Source organism: Nocardia sp. IFM 10818 (genome assembly GCF_054655275.1).
Map to the genome: position 1 here is coordinate 7,000,946 of NZ_BAAHJH010000001.1, position 15,569 is coordinate 7,016,514.

Below are 15,569 nucleotides of genomic sequence, written 5' to 3' on the forward strand. Positions count from 1 at the left end.
CCGGCGGCACCCGTTGTCCGTCGATGCTGATGTGCAGTGGGCCGAGGACCCCGATTCGCGTTACCGCTGTCGCACCGAACAACCCCGTACCCATCCCGGACCAGACCAAACTTTGAGTTTCAATATGGCAGAAATTCTGCGGCAATACCCAGTCTTGTGATCTGGCTTAACCCGATACGAAGTGGATACGAAGAGTTGTGCCGCACACTGCCAAGAATGTCCGCCCCCTCCGGAACGCCGGCCGCCGATCTCGCCGTGCTGCACAGCTTTCCGCATCCGGCCTGCCTGCACGACGGCGCGTTCGACGTGCTCGAGGCCAATACCGCGTTCCGCGAGCTGTTTCCCGGCACCGCGCCGGGGGTGAATCTGCTGACCTCGCACATGCTCGAGCCGATGGCCCGCTATGTGCTGCGGGACTGGGAGGCGGAGGCGCAGCTGATGGCGACCGCCTTCCGGCGGTTCGCCCCGGAGTCGGTGCCCGCGAGCCGGATCGAGGAGGTGCTGAACCTGTGCCGGCGCGCGCCGGAGTGGGATCAGTTGTGGCGCAAGGCCGATACCGCCGAGATTCCGCAGCAGCGCACGGCGGTGGTGCTGTCGCCGCAGACGCACACCGAACGGAAGCTGTACGTGCAGACTTTCCGGTTCGCCTATCCGGACCGGCCGTGGTGGCTGATGACCCTGGTGCCGTTCGACTGATCGCGCTCGTCACGCCTGGGCGGCGGGTCGCTTGCTATGCCTCCGCGGCGGGCACCTCGAACCAGCCGTCCTCCGGTTCGGCGTAGCCGTGGTACATGAGCGGAATGCGCCGGTCCACGCCGAAGTGCCGGTAGACGGCGAGCATGGCCTCGCGCACGGCCCGATCGTGGAAGTCGTCGATGCGCCGCGCGCCGAGCCGGTGTTCGGGTAGCAGCTCGAGCCGCGTGATCTCCTCCGGATCGCCGACGTCCAGGCCCATCGGGGCCGGATCGGGGATGAAGTGATCGTGCAGGACGGCGCGCACCCGGGGCGGATCGGGCAGGCCGGGGCGGAAGGCCCGGAAGCGGGTGCGGACGGCGGGTGAGGTGTGCACCTGCAGCCAATCGACCAGGATGGGATTGGGGCGAGGCGCCGACCGGCCGGTGAGGGGCGTCTGTTCCAGCAGGTGCAGCATGCAGCCACCGGGGACGCGGGGTTCGGGGACGAGGAACAGGCTGAGAGCGGGGGATCCGGACACTCTGTCCGAGAGGTAGACCTTCGTGCTCATGGGATCGGGCATACGCCGTCTCCTTCGAGAATGCGGGGCCGCTGGTGCGGCCCCGCGCCCGGTTGCTGGCTTCTGATCCGAGGAATGCCGGCCGCCGAGTCACCCGACTCGGACAATCTCCTCGACGCCCGACCTGTTCGACAACGGGAATTATAGTCCCCGAACATGAATCGGACCGAGGAGATTCCGTGCGCCCGACGCGCCCGGCAACCACCCGGCACATGCTCGGGCAACCACCCGGCACTCCCCCGCCGGATGCCGTCCTAGGCGTCCACCAGCCCGCCGGCGCCCATGGCGTCGACGAACGGCGCCGGTGTGGCGCGCGGGGCCAGCTGCCCCGCGATGGTGGCCCGCACCGAGGGCCATTCCTCGTCCAGGATGGAGTAGAAGGCCGTACTGCGCACCTCGCCGTCCAGCCCGCGCGAATGCGCCCGCCGCACCCCGTCGCTGGTGGCGCCCAGTCGCTCGATTGCCATGCGGGAGCGCAGATTTCGCACATCGGCCCGCATGGCGATGCGCCGCACCCGCCAGTTGTCGAAGGCGTGCTGCAACAGCAGCAGCTTGGACTCCAGATTGATCCCCGCACCGCGCGCCTGCGGCGATAGCCAGGTATTCCCGATCTCCGCCGCATCCGGCACCGCGAGCAGCGGATCCCCCGGGGGGAGCCCGTGCACCAGCGGCCACACCAGCGGCCCCTGCCAGTAGTCGAACCGCGTGAATCGCGTCGATCCGAGCACCCGCCCGCCGGCTACCGCCACGATCGCGAAGGCCAGCGAGGTCCCCGCCGCATGCCCCGCCAGCGCCTGCGCCACATACTCCAGCGCCTCGTCCACCCCGTGCGGGACGGGTGTGTACGCGTAATCGTCCCGATTCCCCTCGGCAGCCTCCGCCAGCCCCGAAGCATGCTGTGGCGCAAGGGGTTCCAGCCGCACCAGGCGGCCGGTCAGAGTAATGGGTACGGGCACGTTCCCTCGAACTTTCACGAAACGGTCGTGGCCCGCATCAGGCAGATCCGCCCCGGTCACCCACTCCGGAATCGACGAACCAGCCCTGGCGCGCCAGTAGGAGCATCCGATAGTGGGATGAACGATAGCGGAACACCAGCGCACAGCAATGCAGGCTGCGCGCAAATTTCCCGCGCTACGACAGCGTGTCGCCCCGCCCGCCCGCCGCGTCGCCGAACCGGGCCCTGCAGCCGTGCGGCGCACCGCCTCCGGCCACGGTGAACCGCCGAGATCTCCCGGCTGGTCCGCGAAAAGTTTTCCGAAGTTCGAATCCTTTCCCGGATGCGCGGCCTCTTATGGTGGTGACAGTCCGAACGAGAGAATCGACCACGGCATCCGACCGCCGAGGAGGTGGGCGGAATGGCAGGCGGGTGGGCCGGTGAGCGGCTCGTCGAGGCCGCTCAGCGGGGTGATCGGGAAGCGATCGCGGCGGTTGTGCACAATGCGCACCCGCATGTGCGGCGGTTCGCGCACCATTTGTGTGCGTCTGCCGACGATGCCGAGGATGCCGCGCAGGAAGCGCTGATCATTCTGTATCGGAAGATCGGGACCTTGCGCGCCACCTCCGCCATCGCCTCGTGGATGTTCCGCATCGTCCGCAATGAATGCCTGCGGCGCGCGCGGGCCATGCTCGACAGCGCGGCCCGGCTCGAACCGGCCGACTTCGATATCGCCGTCTCCGCCGAGGACGAGGTGCTGCGGCGCCTGGACACGGACCAGCTCACCCGAGCGATCGCGGAGTTGCCCGTCGTACAACGGCGAGTCCTGATCATGCGCGATGTGCTCGGCTACTCCGGCCGCGCCACCGCCGACGCACTCGGATTGAGCACCGCGGCAATGAAATCCCAGCTGCACCGGGCCCGCGCCGCGATCCGCCAGAGTCTCGTCCCCACCAACTGATTCAGTCCCCTCCCACTCCCGCACCGAAGGGAAGCCTCGTCATGCTCACATCCGGATCTCCCGCGCCGACAATGGAACTCGAGGACACCACCGGCCGCCCGTGGCGTCTGTCCGACCACCGCGGCGCCCACAGCGTCCTGCTGTACTTCATGCGCTCGACGTCGTGCCCCATGTGCAATCGCCATGTCCGAGATCTCGCCGCGCACCGAAACGAATTCGAGGACAAGAACATCCGGGTATTCGTCGCGATCCCCGAGGACCGCGCCACCGGATCGGCCTGGAAGTCCCGCCACGACATCCCGTTCCCCGTCCTGGTCGGCGCCTCCGGGACCCCGCACGACTCGGTCGGCCTGACCCGCAAGGTCTTCGGCGCCATGCAGCAGTCCGGCACCGTTCTCGTCGACCCGAACGGCGTCATCCGCCACACCCACGGCGCCACCCTGCCCACCGGCAGCTACGACCGCAAGGGCATCCTGGCGGCCATCGACGCCCTGCCCGGCCGCACCAGCGCGTAACGGTCCCAGCGGCCAGATTCACCCGCGCCGCCCTCGCCCCCAGGGCGGTGGCTCCCGCACCGATGAATTTCGGGAGGATCTGTCGTCGAATCCTCTGGATGGTTCGAAAGACAGGAGTCCAGGTATGACGAGGCCGTTCCGATTCGGGGTAGTCGCTCCCCTCAGGTCCGATCTGCCGACGTGGCGGGATCGGGCGCGCCGCATTGCCGACAGCGGGTATTCGACACTATTGATGCCCGACTTCCCGCAGATGCAGCCGGCGCCCGGCCCCATGCTGGCCACCGTGGCGGCGCTGACCGACCTCCGGGTGGGCACCTGGGTCTACGCCTCGCCACTCCGTCCGCCCTGGCTGACAGCCTGGGAAGCGCACTCGTTGTCGCTGGTGACCGTGGGACGCTTCGAGATGGGCATCGGCGTCGGCAGACCGGGAATCGAAGACGAGCTGCGCGACAAGGGAATCCCCGGCGTACCGCCACCGAACGAACGGCTCACGCAGATCCGCGAAACCGTCGAAACCCTGCGCGAACTCGACGGCCCCGACCGCCACACACCGGTGGCCATGGCCGTCTACGGCCCGAAGGCCCGTGCACTGGCAGCCGAGCTCGCCGACACGGTCACCTTCGCCCTCGGAGATCAGCCCCGAAGCGAAGTCGAGCGCCTGACCCGCGACTTCCGCACCAACGAAAACATCGAACTCGCCCTCGCCGTCCCGGTCATCGGCGACACCGTCGCACCCCACATGGCCCACCCGAGCACCAACCCCGCCGCCCTCCGCGCGGCCGACGCAGTGACCGTCCTCCCCGACGACCCCGCGGCCGCCACCGAGGAAATCCAGCGCCGCCGCGAGGAACTCGGCTTCTCCTACTTCGTCTTCGGCGCCGCCCACGCCGAGCGGTTCGCCCCGCTCGTCGCGAAGCTCGCGGGTCAGTAGGCGACCACTCGCATGCCGCATACCGCGCTGACTTGGCCTGCCACAGTTGGAACCTTCCGCACCTCTGGTTCGGACTGCGCCGCAGGGCGGTTGCTGCTCGGCTTGGCAGCCGATGATGGTGGCCTGGGAGGTTGGTTCGTGGTGCCGCGGGTGTTCGCGGACGCCACAACTCAGGTGACCCGCGCGGCCATCAGGGTCTCGAAGGTGTAGGGCCGCAGGCCATCGGTGCGGCCGGCGAAGTACCGCTGCTGGAGGTCTGCACGTGCGGGGTGGTCCACGACCTTCAGCCCGCACCTGCCGACCAGCCTCTCGATCTCGGACACCGGCCAGCCAGGCTGAAGAGGCTCGCCGACAGCAGCCGCGATCGGTGTGTAAATGCGGGCGTATTCCGTCCCTGCGTCGTCGAGCGCAGCGTCCTCGGCCAGGTAGGACAACACCACCTCGGACCCGGGAGCAGCCGCTGCGATCGTGTGCAACGTCGACTCGATCGCCTGTGCCGTCAGATAGGGGGCGACGCCCGTCCAGCAGAACATCGCCGGCCGCGCCCAGTCGAATCCGGCCGCGCCCAGCGCATCCTGAACCGGTCCGGCCTCGAAATCGACCGGCACCAATACCTGCGAGGCGTTGAGCGGCAGGCCGAGATCTCTGATCCGCTCGAGCTTCCAGGCCTGGGAGGCAGGGTGATCAACCTCGAATACCGTCAGCGAGCCGAGCAGATCGGGCCGCCGCCACGCGAACGAGTCGAGCCCCGCGCCGAGAATCACATACTGCGTGAAGGCACCGGCAGCCAGCCGGTCCTCGGCGTACCGGCTGCGAGTGCAGACAGCCGCGCGGGCCTCGCGACGAACCGGGTCGGGGAACAGCGGATCGAACTGGTCTCGCAACTGCTGCCATACCGGGCCGACAAGGACCAGGGCCAGCACATCGTCCAGCACCCAAGGCGACGCCGTCTCCAAGCGAAACAATCCTCGCGACACCGCCGCAAACATCGCCGTCCTGCTCGGCGCGCCTTCCATGCCTTCCTCCTGCCGGCCAGAACCCGGCATGCCGGCCACACCCACCCACTCCGCGCACCTCACAGGATGCCCCTGAATCGCCTCGACGGCCATAGCCAGATCGCCCGGCAGCCACACCGAACGCACCGAAATGCCGAGTTGAGTGCAATGGCCGGGTGATGCCGCGCTGGCTATGCCGCATAGCGCGCTGACCGAAGCGGCCAGCGGGCGGCGCCGGCGGAACGACTGAGCCCCATCCGGAATCCGGATGGGGCTCAATAGAATTCGACGAATCAGACGTTGAAGCGGAACTCTTACCACATAGCTCTCACCTGCGGGTATCCGCCCGAGCGGCTGAAAATCCAGCACCAAACCAGCACGGTGTTCCAGATCCATCACTAGGCCGCCTGGGAAAGCTCCGCAGGCGGCTTCATCGCCTCCTGCATCACCGAGCGGCAGCGGTCCCACGCACCGGGCACGAGGTGTCCGTAGATGTCGGCTGTCGTCTTGATCGACTTGTGCCCGAGCCACGCTGAGACCTCGTGAATCGGTATCCCGTTGGCGAGGGCAGTGGAGGCGAAGAAATGCCGTAGTGAGTGCGGGTGATACTTCCAATGCCCGTCCGGCAGGACTAGGCCGGACTTTCGTTGCGCCTTCTGGAAATGATACCCGTACGTATTCGCAGAAGGCATGGTTCCCTTCGCCCTCTCTCGAGGTGCGAAGAAGGCGCGGATATTCTTCCCGTCCTCCCCGAGAGGAATGGTTCCCCATTCGTTTAGATGCAACTCGATCGCATCTCCCAAGAATGGTGCGATCGGGATATCCCGGTACTCGCCTTCCACACGGTGTTTCAAAGCCTTGATCCGCGTCTTGCAGCTTCCAACATGGGCCTTCGAACTAACTTGCCAGCGAATACGAATAAAGTCCCCGCGATAGCAGTCCGGATCGAATGCTAGGGCTTCGCTGATACGTAGCCCAGCGCCTGCCATGAGGTCGATCGTCAGCCGGTACTGCGGCGAGATCGTCTCGCGCATCATGTCGACTTCGCCGAGGCTGGGGATCTCGTCCTCGTCCACCTTGGCCGAGGCCACGCGGGGAGCTTTGACCCCCTTCGCGGGGTTGTCGGGGATGTACTTCTTGGCTACAGCGTCCTGGATCATGCCGGTGACGAACCGCATCCGATCGTTGATCGTGGACGCCATCATGCCGCCCTTGATCAGGTGGGCGATGAACTGCTCGAAGTGGATTCGTTCCAGCTGAGCAAGGGTTTTCGGGTCCATGAACGGGTACAGGTGGTTCTCTAGGAACCCGTTGTAGTTGCGCCAGGTGCTCTCGTCGATGATCTGTCGCGCAAGCCACTCCTTGCCCCACACCCGCAGGGGCGTCTGTCCAAGCTTGGGATCGACGTAGAGCCCGGTCCGCTTGTCGTTCTCCATCTTGACGCCGAAGTCCTCGGCGTCCTTTTTGAGCGGAAACGACTTCTCGCGCTGGCCGCCTGCCCGGCCGCCCGGCTCGCGGTAGCGGACGGTCCACGGATGTCCGCACCGCGCCTTGCTGCACGGGTAGTACTGGTTCTTTTCATCGGTCTTACACCGCTGGAAAACAGACGCCATTTGCCTTATCCGTAGTTCTGGTCCAGGTACGTGACTACATCGCGCACACGGAATCGGAGGAGACGCCCGACCTTTTGGGGTTTGATCCCCCACTGTCGATAGCTATTGCGAACCGTATCGGGTTCGACCTTCAGCCAAGCCGCTACTTCTTCGGGCGTGAGTAGCTCATTAGAGCCCCCAGCTGCCAAAATACACACCTCCAATGACTTGGAAAACTGGAAAATTTGACGGGCGAGGTCAACTCACTTAGCCTCGAGCCCACAATAGAAAAACGCGAACCCCCTTCGGCCTGGTCCGCCTCCGGGGGTTCGACTACACCAAATGAAGGTTGGTGCGCCTCGATGCTATCTCGAGTCCGTGAGATCTCCGCTGTCCAAGCTGCGACGGCCGGCACGGTCGCTGTAGGCGGCTTCTCGTTCCTCGTCTCCTACTCGGCGCTGTCTCAGCTCGCCGAGCACTACAACACCCCCCACGCCTGGTCTTTCCCGCTGATCGTTGACGGCCTGGTGATCGTGTCCACGATCGCGGCTACCGCGATGCGCCGCCACGGGTGGTACGCGTGGCTGTTGCTGACTTTCGGTGCGGCCCTGTCGATCGCGGGCAACGGGTTGCACGCGTGGCTGAACACCGGCTCGTGGGTCGCGGTCGGCATCTCTGCCGTGCCGCCGCTGGTGCTGTTGCTGATCACCCACCTGACGATGATGCTGCGGGATCAGGCCGAGGCCGAAGCCCCGGCCGTGGAGGAAATCCCCGCCATCGTGGAAACCGCTGTCGCCGATCCGTTCTCGATCGCGCTGGAGAAGCTCGCCACCGGCTCCCCCGCTACCGCTTAGATTCGCCCGGCCGGTAACCCCCAGGACACACCAGCCCCCCGAGCTGCTGCTCAGGGGGTTACCGGTCGTTCTGGCGTGGTAGTTTCCGGCCGCAGTGCAAAACGGACAGCGACCCGTTCGAACGCCGGGGGACGCACGCCCCCGGCGGCTCGGGCGCCTAGGCGGCGCTCTCCAGATCCACAGTCCCGGAGTCGAGTTGCTTCGTCTCGTGCTCCAAGAAATCCGGTGCCTTTGCCTTCAGCAGGCGAGGCGTTAGGGCGTCTGCCCGCACGATCACACCCTCGTCCACGGTCTTGCCTGGATCGAGCGGAACCGCGTGGCGGTAGCCCTCCTCGTTGTATCGCCGGTTCATCCACACATCTACGTCGAAGTCCTCGTGGAAGCCCGCCCACAACAGCGGTACCGGCTTCAAGCCGGTGTTCCGGCAGAACTCTTCGAGTTGCGTCCAACCCAGGTCCACGGTCACCCCCTCGGGGTTCACCTGCGTGACCCGGTAGACGTACAGCTCGGCCGTGCCCTTCGGCAGGCCGTACGTGTATCCCTTCTGAATCGGCTCGTTGTGAGCCCACCCGATCAGTTCGCCATAGACCACATACCCCGCTGGAATCAGGCCATCGAGGCGCTTGCCCTCAATGGTCCAAATGTCCGTGTCGTAAAAGTTCTGCTGGTCAGGGTCGCGGGCGTCCTTGATGGATCGACGCGAGCCGTAGACCGGCGAGTACTGGGTTTCCTGCACCTTCGCGCCCAGCTTCCGCGCGAGGCGTTCCACCCAGCTCAGCTTGCGCTGAACGATGGTGTGCCCGACACGGATCGACGTCCCGTGAAGCTTCTGCGTCACCCAGACATACGTGTCTGGGCTGATGACGTGCTGGAACCGCCAGTAGTTCGACGTGTCGATGTGCTCGGGGAAATGCTTCTTATCGACCCGGCGCGGCTTCGGCGCCTGGTTGCCGGCCGTACTGGCTGCCCGCGGCTTACGAACCTCGTACTTCCGGAGGATCTCGTACCCGCCGATGTGGTCGAACGTGTCGCCCTCACGGAACTGCGAGACGTCCACGCCGGTATAGGCGAGCGACGACAGCGGCAGGAACATGGCATTCGAGCGATGTCCGCCGAGGCGGATCGCCTTCACTCTGGCGTTGTCTTCGAGATAGCCCTTCACGCCTGGGTCGCTGTTCAGCTCCGAGTGCCTGAACATGTTGTTCGCGCTGGCGAATTCGCTGCTGAGCTGGCACTCGGCGGGGATGAACACGCCGAGGTCGCCCGGCTGCCAGCCTTTCGACACAATCGCCTGGTGCCCGTAGAGCGGCAGGCCGACGATGCGGTCTCGGCCTTCGAGGGGCACTACGGCCGGAACCTTCGTGATGACGGCCGCGTAGTTCGGATTGATGGGTGTGTCGAGCTTCAAAAGTCTCCCTCTGCTACCTGAAATGTCTTGAGGCCCAGGCGTCGCCACATGGCGACGACGCTGTTCCGATCGTCAAAAACACCGCGCACGTTGAACCGGTCACGGATGTGATCGTTGAAAAGTTCGAGCTTGACCAGCGAGTCTTTCCGGTTGTCGCCGGGCGCCCGCATGAGCAACAGATCCGGTGTCGCGTGGTGGCGCTGTAGCCACCGGATCGTGTCCGCGAGGCTGGAGCCGTCGCGGCCGGACACGGCGATGATCTTCACGCCGGGGTTGGAATGCCGAAGCGACCAGAGCACCCGCAGCACCGACAGGTCCGGCGCGTCTTCACTTACCCGCTTCCAGTCGTACGGGGAGCGGTCCCGCATGTGGGCGAGCGTGCCGTCGATATCGAAAATCCAAGCCGGGGTGAGCGTCTCGCGCGGCTGGTAGGGCTGAATGTTGAGCTTCGCTCGGGGCTCTACCGGCTTCCATCCTTGGATGGGGTACTTCTGCGCCATCCGGTGAATGACGCTGGCGCCGACTGTCCGGCCGCCGAGGCGGCCTCGCTCGTAGTCGTTCGCGATGCATTCCGCGAGCGAGGTCCGGAAGTCCAGGCAGGAGAAGCTGACGCCGAGTTCCTCGGCGAGATCGGCCCAGTCCCTCGCAACTTTCAACAGCAGGTTGGTGTCATCCACGATCACCGAGACGCCCAGGGACAGTAGCGCCCGGACGGCCGCGCGCTGGGCGGCCGTCACCATTCCTTCTTGGTCCGCTGGAAGGATGCCTTCCCCGCCAACGAGCATCTTGCGGTAGTCGTCGCGGGAGACTCGCGCTCGGCTGGCACCGGTCGCCCACCGCTTCGCGTGGGTTGTCTTGCCGGAGCCTGGATAGCCTCGGGTGATTACAAGCTCGGTCAGGTCAGAACTCCTCGTTCAGGGTTTGGGCGAGCTGCCAGCAATGGCCCTCGCGCACATAGGCTTCGGTGTGGCGACCGTCGAACAGGTAGCCGCGCGCCTCGCGGGCGGCGATAGTCCAATCCCATAGGTGCGCCGGATTCCACCAGCGCTGAAGGCGTCCGGCCACAACGGCGTTGAAGGTCTCTTGCCCCCAGCGGAGGAAGCCCTCCGGGTTGGAGATGTTCCAGTACGCGGACAGGTCCGCGACGGTACGGAGCGGGGAACCAGGAGACAGTGAGGTGATGGGGTCGTTCCACGCGGCGACGTGGAACGCGGGAATTCCGGGGATGTGGCGCTGTCCGGAGATGCCGAACCCGCCGGGGTCCGGCGTGATCGAAACACCTTCCGGCCGAGCTGGGTCCGCGATTAGAGCAGCGGCGCGGACGTCGAGCTGGGGGTGCTGTCCTCGGCCGATTTCGGCGGCGAAATCGCCAGCGATGCCAGCGCCTTGGGAGTATCCGGCCACGATGACCGGGTACGGGCTGTCGTCAATCGCGCGCAGCAGCGCGGCTTTGCCCGCGGCAACCGAATCGGCGTAGGTGGTGCGCTGACCGTAGTCAGCCGGGTAGGGGACGTACGAGGCCCGGAACTTGCCGGGGTCGAGTGCTCGGGCGAACGCCTCGGTTACCCCGTCTCCATTGGGGTTCCAGGTGCCGCCCATGATCAGGACGTCGATCAACGTCGCGGTCCTCCAATCACGAAGGGGGACAAAAGAAGAAAGCCGGTGAGGGCACCGGCCGAGAACCAGAATTGAGACGACATCAGAAGCCGCCGGAGTCGCAGCCTCCGCTGTACGAGCTGCCCGAGTCGTACGAGCTGCTGGAGCTGTACGAGCTGGAGGACGAGTCACACGAGCTGGGAGTCACTTCGGTGTAGGTGATGCCGCTCGGGGCGTCGTAGTAGGTCGTCAGGTTCGGATAGGTGGCATAGGCCGGGGCGGTCACGTTGTAGCCGCTGCGGGTTTCGCGCTTCTTCTTGTCGCGGTTAGTCATTGATGGTTCCTTCCGAGCCCGGATACACGATCCGGGCCACGCCAGAGGCTTGGATGAGCTTGAGGCAGCCGTCGCACGGCGGCCGGGTGATATAGAGGGTTGCGCCGATCAGGTCGTCACGATTGGCATCGAGCAGGGCGTTCGCTTCGGCGTGGCAGGCCACGCACGCGCCCGCTCCGGTGTCGTACGAGCTGCCCGGCTCGACGCCGGACAGGCGCCGAGGGCACGCTTCACAGCCAGGCATACCGGGCGGGGCATCGTTGTACCCCGACCCCCGTAGCCGGTTGTTCTTCGCGATAACAGCTCCGACTTTCGAACGGACACAAGATGAACGGGTCTTCGCGTGCTCGGCGAAGCCCATGAAGTACTCATCGAACGAGGGCTTAGCCACGCAGTACCTCAAGGTCTCGCCGAAGGCGCTGGATCTCTAGGCCCGCTTCGAACAGCTCCGAGGCGATCTGGTCTCGTTCTTGGTCCAGGCGCTCGTTCTCGTCCAGCGTCTCGTGAATCTCGCGGACGAGATCCGGGATCGCGGCATGGATGGAGGCAATGAATCGGGCGTCAGCCTCGGTGACGAAATCCGCGATCGGGATCTTGCCGTCCGGCGCGGTCTTTCGGGCGCTGCCCTCGGCAGGAACGCACCGAACTTCCCATCCGCCGATCTCGTTGTTCGGCTCGTAGGCCCAGAGTCCGGCCTCGGCCTCACTGGTCTGTGCCCAGACCTTGTACAGCTCGTCTACGAATTCCCTAGCGTCCACGTCCCTCCCAGTCGCAGGAGACGGCTACGCCATCCTCGTTCTGGAGGTCGACCACGACACAGGTCACCGGCTTCTGGCCGGGGACCGGGACGTTCTTCACCTGAACGTTGGTGATGTCCTTCGCCGCCGGGGAACAGGCGGACAGAGTGAACACACCGAGGGCCAGAATGCCAACGGCCACAGTCTTTTTCACTAGGCAGCTTCTTTCATGTATCCATGGCCCCAGCTCTCGCCGTAGACCTCGGCGTCGGTGTCGATCACCACGCCGTTGAGTTCCATCCGCAGGTGACGGGCGATCTCTCGGGCGCCCCACTCCGCGTGTTCGGCCGGCACTTCGGCAATCACCTCGTCATGCACGGGCAGGAGCAAGTACGGGGTGAACCCCGCCTCGTCCAGCGCGAGCAACCCGCGGCAAGTCACATCGCGACTGGTGCTCTGCACCATGTAGTTGAGGGCGCTGTACCCACGGTCGCGGTCGACGGGAAGCCGTCGGCCGGTTCGGGTGGTGATGTAGCCCTGGTCCTTGGCGATCTTCTGGAGCCGCTTCGAGAAGGTTGCGACCTGGGGGTAGGTCCGGGCGAAGCCTGCGAAGACCCGCTTCGCGGTGCCTACGTCGATGTCCGCCTTTCCCGCCAGGGTCGGCGGGCCGCCGCCGTAGACCTGCAAGAAGTTCGTCATCTTGCCTACCGCTCGGCCAACGCCCGCCGCGTCGGCGGTGATCTGGTGCAGATCCTTGCCCTCGGCGAACGCCGCCATCATCGTTCGGTCACCGGACAATGCCGCCAGAACCCGAAGCTCTTGTGCCGCATAGTCAATCGAGACGATCGAGTGACCGGGCTTGGCGATGAACGCTCGGCGAATCGTCCAGTCGCCAGACGGAAGCGTCTGTGCCGGAATGCCGCTGATCGACATTCGCGCCGTTCGGGCGCGGAGGGGGTTGATCGACGGGTGCACCCGGTCGGCCGCGTCGCGGCCGTCGAGGAACGCCTCCAACCAGGTCTTTCGCCACTTCCGAGCCTTCTTTGCCTCGGTGACAGCAGCCACCAGATGCCCGACACTTCCCAGTGCCGGGGAGTCCTCGGCGAGCTTCTCCAAGAGAACCTTGTCGACCTTGCGTTTCCCGGTCGGGGTCCGTTCCCCGATCCGAACGCCGAGTTCTTCGAGCACCTCGGCAACTTCCTCGGTGCTGTTGACCGATTCGACTCCGAAGAACGCGAGCGCATGGAGCGTCGCCTCCTCCTCTTGAGCCAGCAGCTCATCAGAGAGGGTCTCGGTGTATGGCACGTCCAGGAGGAATCCGGTGCGTTCCATCGCGGCGCACACGCGGGCTACGTCGTGCTCGTAGGCGATGAGATGCCGTGATTCCTTCGGCACCAGGGGGTCCTAGCCGGTGGTACAGGCGACACGCCAGAAGAGTGTCCACTCCGGCGTACAGCTCGTATTCCGGGTGATCCAGGTCTATCCGCGCCCAGATCTGGTCTTTACTGACCTTGTGAGCTTTGGCGAGCTTGGACATGAGCCCTTTGACCTCTTCGGCGGCAACGGGGTCGATGTAGGCGCGGGTGAGGGCTTCGAGGCCGTGGCCGATACCGCCTTCCTCTTGTCCCCGTGGGTCAATCAGGTGTGCCAATATCCGGGTGTCGATCACTCTCGGCCACAGGGATTCCGCCCGTATACCGAGATGCCGCTCGAAGACCTGGATGTCGAAGCTGGCGTTGTGGATAATCGGCCGTTCGATGATTTTCAGCGCATCCCGCGCCGCGTCGCGGAGGCCGGCACGGGCTTCGACGGGGAGAACCCAGGCTTCGCGGGTGTCTCCGAATTGGACTGTGCGGAGGGCGAATCCGTCTGAGTAGATGTCGAGTCCAGTGGTTTCGGAGTCGACGCCGAGCGGGCGGCTGACGTTGGCCTTGAGCCATTGCCAGAACCGATCCACGTCGGCATGAGTCTCCACTACCCGCACCGTGACCCGTTCACCTTCCAGCCGGTACGGGTGGATCTTCACGCGTGGTAGACCCCCCGGACAGTCCGGCTGATGGTGGGGCCGCTGACCTTGTACATGTCGGCTAGCTCGGCCTGAGTCGCGCGGGCGCTCTTGTACAGCCGTCGAATCCAGCGCACGTCATCGGGGCTGAGCTTCTTGCGGTTGTCGAACTTGGCCTTCAGCGCGGCGTTCTCGGCCTCTAGTTCTTCGATGCGGTGGTACAGGTAGGAGGTTTCGGCGGTGGTCAAGGTGCAATGCTCCCGTGCTTGATGAAGGACTCGAAGGTGATAGGTGCGGCGCTCGCAGGGTGAACCGCGAGCTGTTCGGCAACGCGGGCAATCTCGAATTGCGGGTGCGAGCCCGCGGCTTCGGTTCGAAGCTGAAGGAAGTGCATTAGTGATCGGGCGTTGAAGGTCAGGATGCCGGTGCTCATCGTGTTGAGCGGCAGCACCATTCGGGCGACCTCCCGAGCGATGCCCATCTTGAGCTGGTTCTCGTAGAGGTACCAGCAGAACGAGCCCGCGCTCGCCTGAGCGGCGCACGCGGTCATGAACTGGTTGTCGTCGCCCTGCTCGAACTGGTAGGCCATGGGCTTTCCGGTCTGGGAGACTGGCCGACTGGGCGGCAGAACGTAGAACTCGGGTTCAAGCTCTCGGTAGCGGCCTGATTCCTCCGAGAGGCTCACGCCCGCACGATGTTTCACTATCTGGCGCCAAACGAAGATCGGTGTAGTCACCCGGTAGCTGATGTGCATGTGCTCGAACGGCACTCCATGCCGCTCACGGATCAGGCAGTCGATCAGGCCCTCTCGTTCCTCGGGCGTCGACTTCGCTCCGAGCGTGGATGTCCGGGCGGCCAGTACCGGCCATTCGTCGGCGAAATCGGTCTTGATGAGTTCGACCGTGGAACGGTCGGTGAACTGGATCGCGGTCAAGGGTTCCTAGAGATGCGGCGAGGGCCGCCCATATGGACGGCCCTCGAAGGTGGTCAGTGGATCAGAAGAACATCGGCTTTTCGTCCGAGCCGCGCGGAGGGAAGTACCCCTTCCAAGCCTTGCCGCTGGTCTTGTTCACGCCGGACTTGAATTCCCAGCCCGGAGGGCATTCCGGCGCGTTGGCCGGTGCCTGCTGATAGGCAGGCTTGGCGGCCGGTGCCGGCCGAGCCGCCGGGCCGGCCTTAGCCGGTGCCAGCGACTTGAAATGCTCTGCGGCCTTGGCGGTGTCCTCCATGAGCTTGTACAGCTCCTTGCCGATCTGAGCGGCTGCGTCCGCGATCGAATCGGCGTGGATCACGATCCACGGGGCATCGAAGCCCGCACCGGCCTTGAAGGTCACCACGATCTTGCCGTCACTGTCCACGACCGGACGGGCAGCAGGCTTGGTCTCGGTCACGGGGGCGTCCTCCTGGGTATCGGCGGCCGGGGCGTTGTCGAACGGGTTGTTCAAACGGGTTCCT

General features: G+C 65.3%; 22 protein-coding genes. 5 read left to right on the forward strand and 17 right to left on the reverse strand.

What is annotated here, in order from left to right; translation table 11 throughout:
* Nucleotides 1-216: 216 nt before the first annotated feature.
* On the forward strand, nt 217-696 hold the full coding sequence (locus tag ACYQ5L_RS32395; RefSeq protein WP_459961982.1) for an MmyB family transcriptional regulator: 480 nt from the start codon (nt 217-219) through the stop codon (nt 694-696).
* 34 nt (nt 697-730) lie between these two features.
* Here ACYQ5L_RS32395 and ACYQ5L_RS32400 read toward each other — a convergent pair whose 3' ends face one another.
* Complete coding sequence (locus ACYQ5L_RS32400) at nt 731-1,255, reverse strand: hypothetical protein (protein WP_459961983.1); 525 nt, start codon at nt 1,253-1,255, stop codon at nt 731-733.
* Between the two features lie 251 nt (nt 1,256-1,506).
* Entirely contained in the window at nt 1,507-2,208 is a 702-nt protein-coding gene (locus ACYQ5L_RS32405) for a GNAT family N-acetyltransferase (RefSeq protein WP_459961984.1), read from the reverse strand.
* Nucleotides 2,209-2,607: 399 nt separating this feature from the next.
* Between ACYQ5L_RS32405 and ACYQ5L_RS32410 the strand changes: the two genes are divergently transcribed.
* The 3 genes from ACYQ5L_RS32410 to ACYQ5L_RS32420 all read left to right on the forward strand — a co-directional run bounded on the left by ACYQ5L_RS32410 (nt 2,608) and on the right by ACYQ5L_RS32420 (nt 4,593).
* Nucleotides 2,608-3,147, forward strand: a complete 540-nt coding sequence (locus ACYQ5L_RS32410; RefSeq protein ID WP_459961985.1) for an RNA polymerase sigma factor — start codon at nt 2,608-2,610, stop codon at nt 3,145-3,147.
* 41 nt (nt 3,148-3,188) lie between these two features.
* Nucleotides 3,189-3,662 carry a peroxiredoxin family protein gene (locus tag ACYQ5L_RS32415; RefSeq protein ID WP_459961987.1) on the forward strand — a complete coding sequence of 158 codons (474 nt, stop codon included), beginning with the start codon at nt 3,189-3,191 and terminating at the stop codon, nt 3,660-3,662.
* Between the two features lie 124 nt (nt 3,663-3,786).
* Nucleotides 3,787-4,593 (forward strand): LLM class flavin-dependent oxidoreductase, encoded by an 807-nt coding sequence (locus ACYQ5L_RS32420; protein WP_459961988.1) that lies wholly within the window; start codon nt 3,787-3,789, stop codon nt 4,591-4,593.
* 170 nt (nt 4,594-4,763) lie between these two features.
* Here ACYQ5L_RS32420 and ACYQ5L_RS32425 read toward each other — a convergent pair whose 3' ends face one another.
* From ACYQ5L_RS32425 to ACYQ5L_RS32435, 3 genes are read right to left on the reverse strand one after another with little or no spacing between them, the layout of a single operon-like run.
* The gene (locus ACYQ5L_RS32425; protein WP_459961989.1) at nt 4,764-5,984 is read right to left on the reverse strand and encodes a class I SAM-dependent methyltransferase; all 1,221 of its coding nucleotides are present in this window, start codon (nt 5,982-5,984) and stop codon (nt 4,764-4,766) included.
* Nucleotides 5,985-5,986: 2 nt separating this feature from the next.
* Nucleotides 5,987-7,201: a tyrosine-type recombinase/integrase gene (locus tag ACYQ5L_RS32430; protein WP_459961990.1), complete on the reverse strand. Its 1,215-nt coding sequence runs from the start codon at nt 7,199-7,201 to the stop codon at nt 5,987-5,989.
* Nucleotides 7,202-7,206: 5 nt separating this feature from the next.
* Complete coding sequence (locus ACYQ5L_RS32435; RefSeq protein WP_459961991.1) at nt 7,207-7,398, reverse strand: helix-turn-helix domain-containing protein; 192 nt, start codon at nt 7,396-7,398, stop codon at nt 7,207-7,209.
* A gap of 144 nt (nt 7,399-7,542) precedes the next feature.
* On the opposite strand from ACYQ5L_RS32435, the gene ACYQ5L_RS32440 reads away from it, so the two are divergent.
* A complete protein-coding gene (locus ACYQ5L_RS32440; protein WP_459961992.1) occupies nt 7,543-8,034 on the forward strand; it encodes a DUF2637 domain-containing protein in 492 nt (163 codons plus the stop codon).
* Nucleotides 8,035-8,191: 157 nt separating this feature from the next.
* On the opposite strand, the gene ACYQ5L_RS32445 is transcribed toward ACYQ5L_RS32440, so the two are convergent.
* The 12 genes from ACYQ5L_RS32445 to ACYQ5L_RS32500 all read right to left on the reverse strand — a co-directional run bounded on the left by ACYQ5L_RS32445 (nt 8,192) and on the right by ACYQ5L_RS32500 (nt 15,559).
* A complete protein-coding gene (locus ACYQ5L_RS32445) occupies nt 8,192-9,442 on the reverse strand; it encodes an RNA ligase family protein (RefSeq protein WP_459961993.1) in 1,251 nt (416 codons plus the stop codon).
* Nucleotides 9,439-10,341, reverse strand: a complete 903-nt coding sequence (locus ACYQ5L_RS32450; RefSeq protein WP_459963615.1) for a phosphatase domain-containing protein — start codon at nt 10,339-10,341, stop codon at nt 9,439-9,441. The genes ACYQ5L_RS32445 and ACYQ5L_RS32450 overlap by 4 nt, the downstream gene beginning before the upstream one ends.
* Nucleotide 10,342: 1 nt before the next feature.
* Nucleotides 10,343-11,059, reverse strand: a complete 717-nt coding sequence (locus ACYQ5L_RS32455; protein ID WP_459961994.1) for a PE-PPE domain-containing protein — start codon at nt 11,057-11,059, stop codon at nt 10,343-10,345.
* An 82-nt stretch (nt 11,060-11,141) separates the two neighbouring features.
* Nucleotides 11,142-11,372: a hypothetical protein gene (locus ACYQ5L_RS32460; RefSeq protein ID WP_459961995.1), complete on the reverse strand. Its 231-nt coding sequence runs from the start codon at nt 11,370-11,372 to the stop codon at nt 11,142-11,144.
* The gene (locus ACYQ5L_RS32465) at nt 11,365-11,763 is read right to left on the reverse strand and encodes a deoxycytidylate deaminase (RefSeq protein WP_459961996.1); all 399 of its coding nucleotides are present in this window, start codon (nt 11,761-11,763) and stop codon (nt 11,365-11,367) included. The genes ACYQ5L_RS32460 and ACYQ5L_RS32465 overlap by 8 nt, the downstream gene beginning before the upstream one ends.
* Nucleotides 11,756-12,130 carry a hypothetical protein gene (locus ACYQ5L_RS32470; RefSeq protein ID WP_459961998.1) on the reverse strand — a complete coding sequence of 125 codons (375 nt, stop codon included), beginning with the start codon at nt 12,128-12,130 and terminating at the stop codon, nt 11,756-11,758. The genes ACYQ5L_RS32465 and ACYQ5L_RS32470 overlap by 8 nt, the downstream gene beginning before the upstream one ends.
* A complete protein-coding gene (locus ACYQ5L_RS32475; RefSeq protein ID WP_459961999.1) occupies nt 12,120-12,323 on the reverse strand; it encodes a hypothetical protein in 204 nt (67 codons plus the stop codon). Before ACYQ5L_RS32475 ends, ACYQ5L_RS32470 begins: the two co-directional genes overlap by 11 nt.
* Nucleotides 12,323-13,504 (reverse strand): DNA polymerase, encoded by a 1,182-nt coding sequence (locus ACYQ5L_RS32480; RefSeq protein WP_459962000.1) that lies wholly within the window; start codon nt 13,502-13,504, stop codon nt 12,323-12,325. The genes ACYQ5L_RS32475 and ACYQ5L_RS32480 overlap by 1 nt, the downstream gene beginning before the upstream one ends.
* Nucleotides 13,389-14,135 (reverse strand): 3'-5' exonuclease family protein, encoded by a 747-nt coding sequence (locus tag ACYQ5L_RS32485; RefSeq protein WP_459962001.1) that lies wholly within the window; start codon nt 14,133-14,135, stop codon nt 13,389-13,391. The genes ACYQ5L_RS32480 and ACYQ5L_RS32485 overlap by 116 nt, the downstream gene beginning before the upstream one ends.
* Nucleotides 14,132-14,362 carry a hypothetical protein gene (locus tag ACYQ5L_RS32490; protein ID WP_459962002.1) on the reverse strand — a complete coding sequence of 77 codons (231 nt, stop codon included), beginning with the start codon at nt 14,360-14,362 and terminating at the stop codon, nt 14,132-14,134. Before ACYQ5L_RS32490 ends, ACYQ5L_RS32485 begins: the two co-directional genes overlap by 4 nt.
* The gene (thyX, locus tag ACYQ5L_RS32495; protein WP_459962003.1) at nt 14,359-15,048 is read right to left on the reverse strand and encodes an FAD-dependent thymidylate synthase; all 690 of its coding nucleotides are present in this window, start codon (nt 15,046-15,048) and stop codon (nt 14,359-14,361) included. Before thyX ends, ACYQ5L_RS32490 begins: the two co-directional genes overlap by 4 nt.
* A 61-nt stretch (nt 15,049-15,109) precedes the next feature.
* Entirely contained in the window at nt 15,110-15,559 is a 450-nt protein-coding gene (locus ACYQ5L_RS32500; protein ID WP_459962004.1) for a hypothetical protein, read from the reverse strand.
* Nucleotides 15,560-15,569: the final 10 nt, after the last annotated feature.

Excerpts from the sequence above, each read along its gene's own strand:
- ACYQ5L_RS32400 (WP_459961983.1), bottom strand. The coding sequence starts at position 1,255 with ATGCCCGATCCCATGAGCACGAAGGTCTACCTCTCGGACAGAGTGTCC.
- ACYQ5L_RS32410 (WP_459961985.1), top strand. The coding sequence starts at position 2,608 with ATGGCAGGCGGGTGGGCCGGTGAGCGGCTCGTCGAGGCCGCTCAGCGG.
- ACYQ5L_RS32420 (WP_459961988.1), top strand. The coding sequence starts at position 3,787 with ATGACGAGGCCGTTCCGATTCGGGGTAGTCGCTCCCCTCAGGTCCGAT.
- ACYQ5L_RS32425 (WP_459961989.1), bottom strand. The coding sequence starts at position 5,984 with ATGGATCTGGAACACCGTGCTGGTTTGGTGCTGGATTTTCAGCCGCTC.
- ACYQ5L_RS32415 (WP_459961987.1), top strand. The coding sequence starts at position 3,189 with ATGCTCACATCCGGATCTCCCGCGCCGACAATGGAACTCGAGGACACC.
- ACYQ5L_RS32430 (WP_459961990.1), bottom strand. The coding sequence starts at position 7,201 with ATGGCGTCTGTTTTCCAGCGGTGTAAGACCGATGAAAAGAACCAGTAC.
- ACYQ5L_RS32460 (WP_459961995.1), bottom strand. The coding sequence starts at position 11,372 with ATGACTAACCGCGACAAGAAGAAGCGCGAAACCCGCAGCGGCTACAAC.
- ACYQ5L_RS32440 (WP_459961992.1), top strand. The coding sequence starts at position 7,543 with ATGCTATCTCGAGTCCGTGAGATCTCCGCTGTCCAAGCTGCGACGGCC.
- ACYQ5L_RS32395 (WP_459961982.1), top strand. The coding sequence starts at position 217 with ATGTCCGCCCCCTCCGGAACGCCGGCCGCCGATCTCGCCGTGCTGCAC.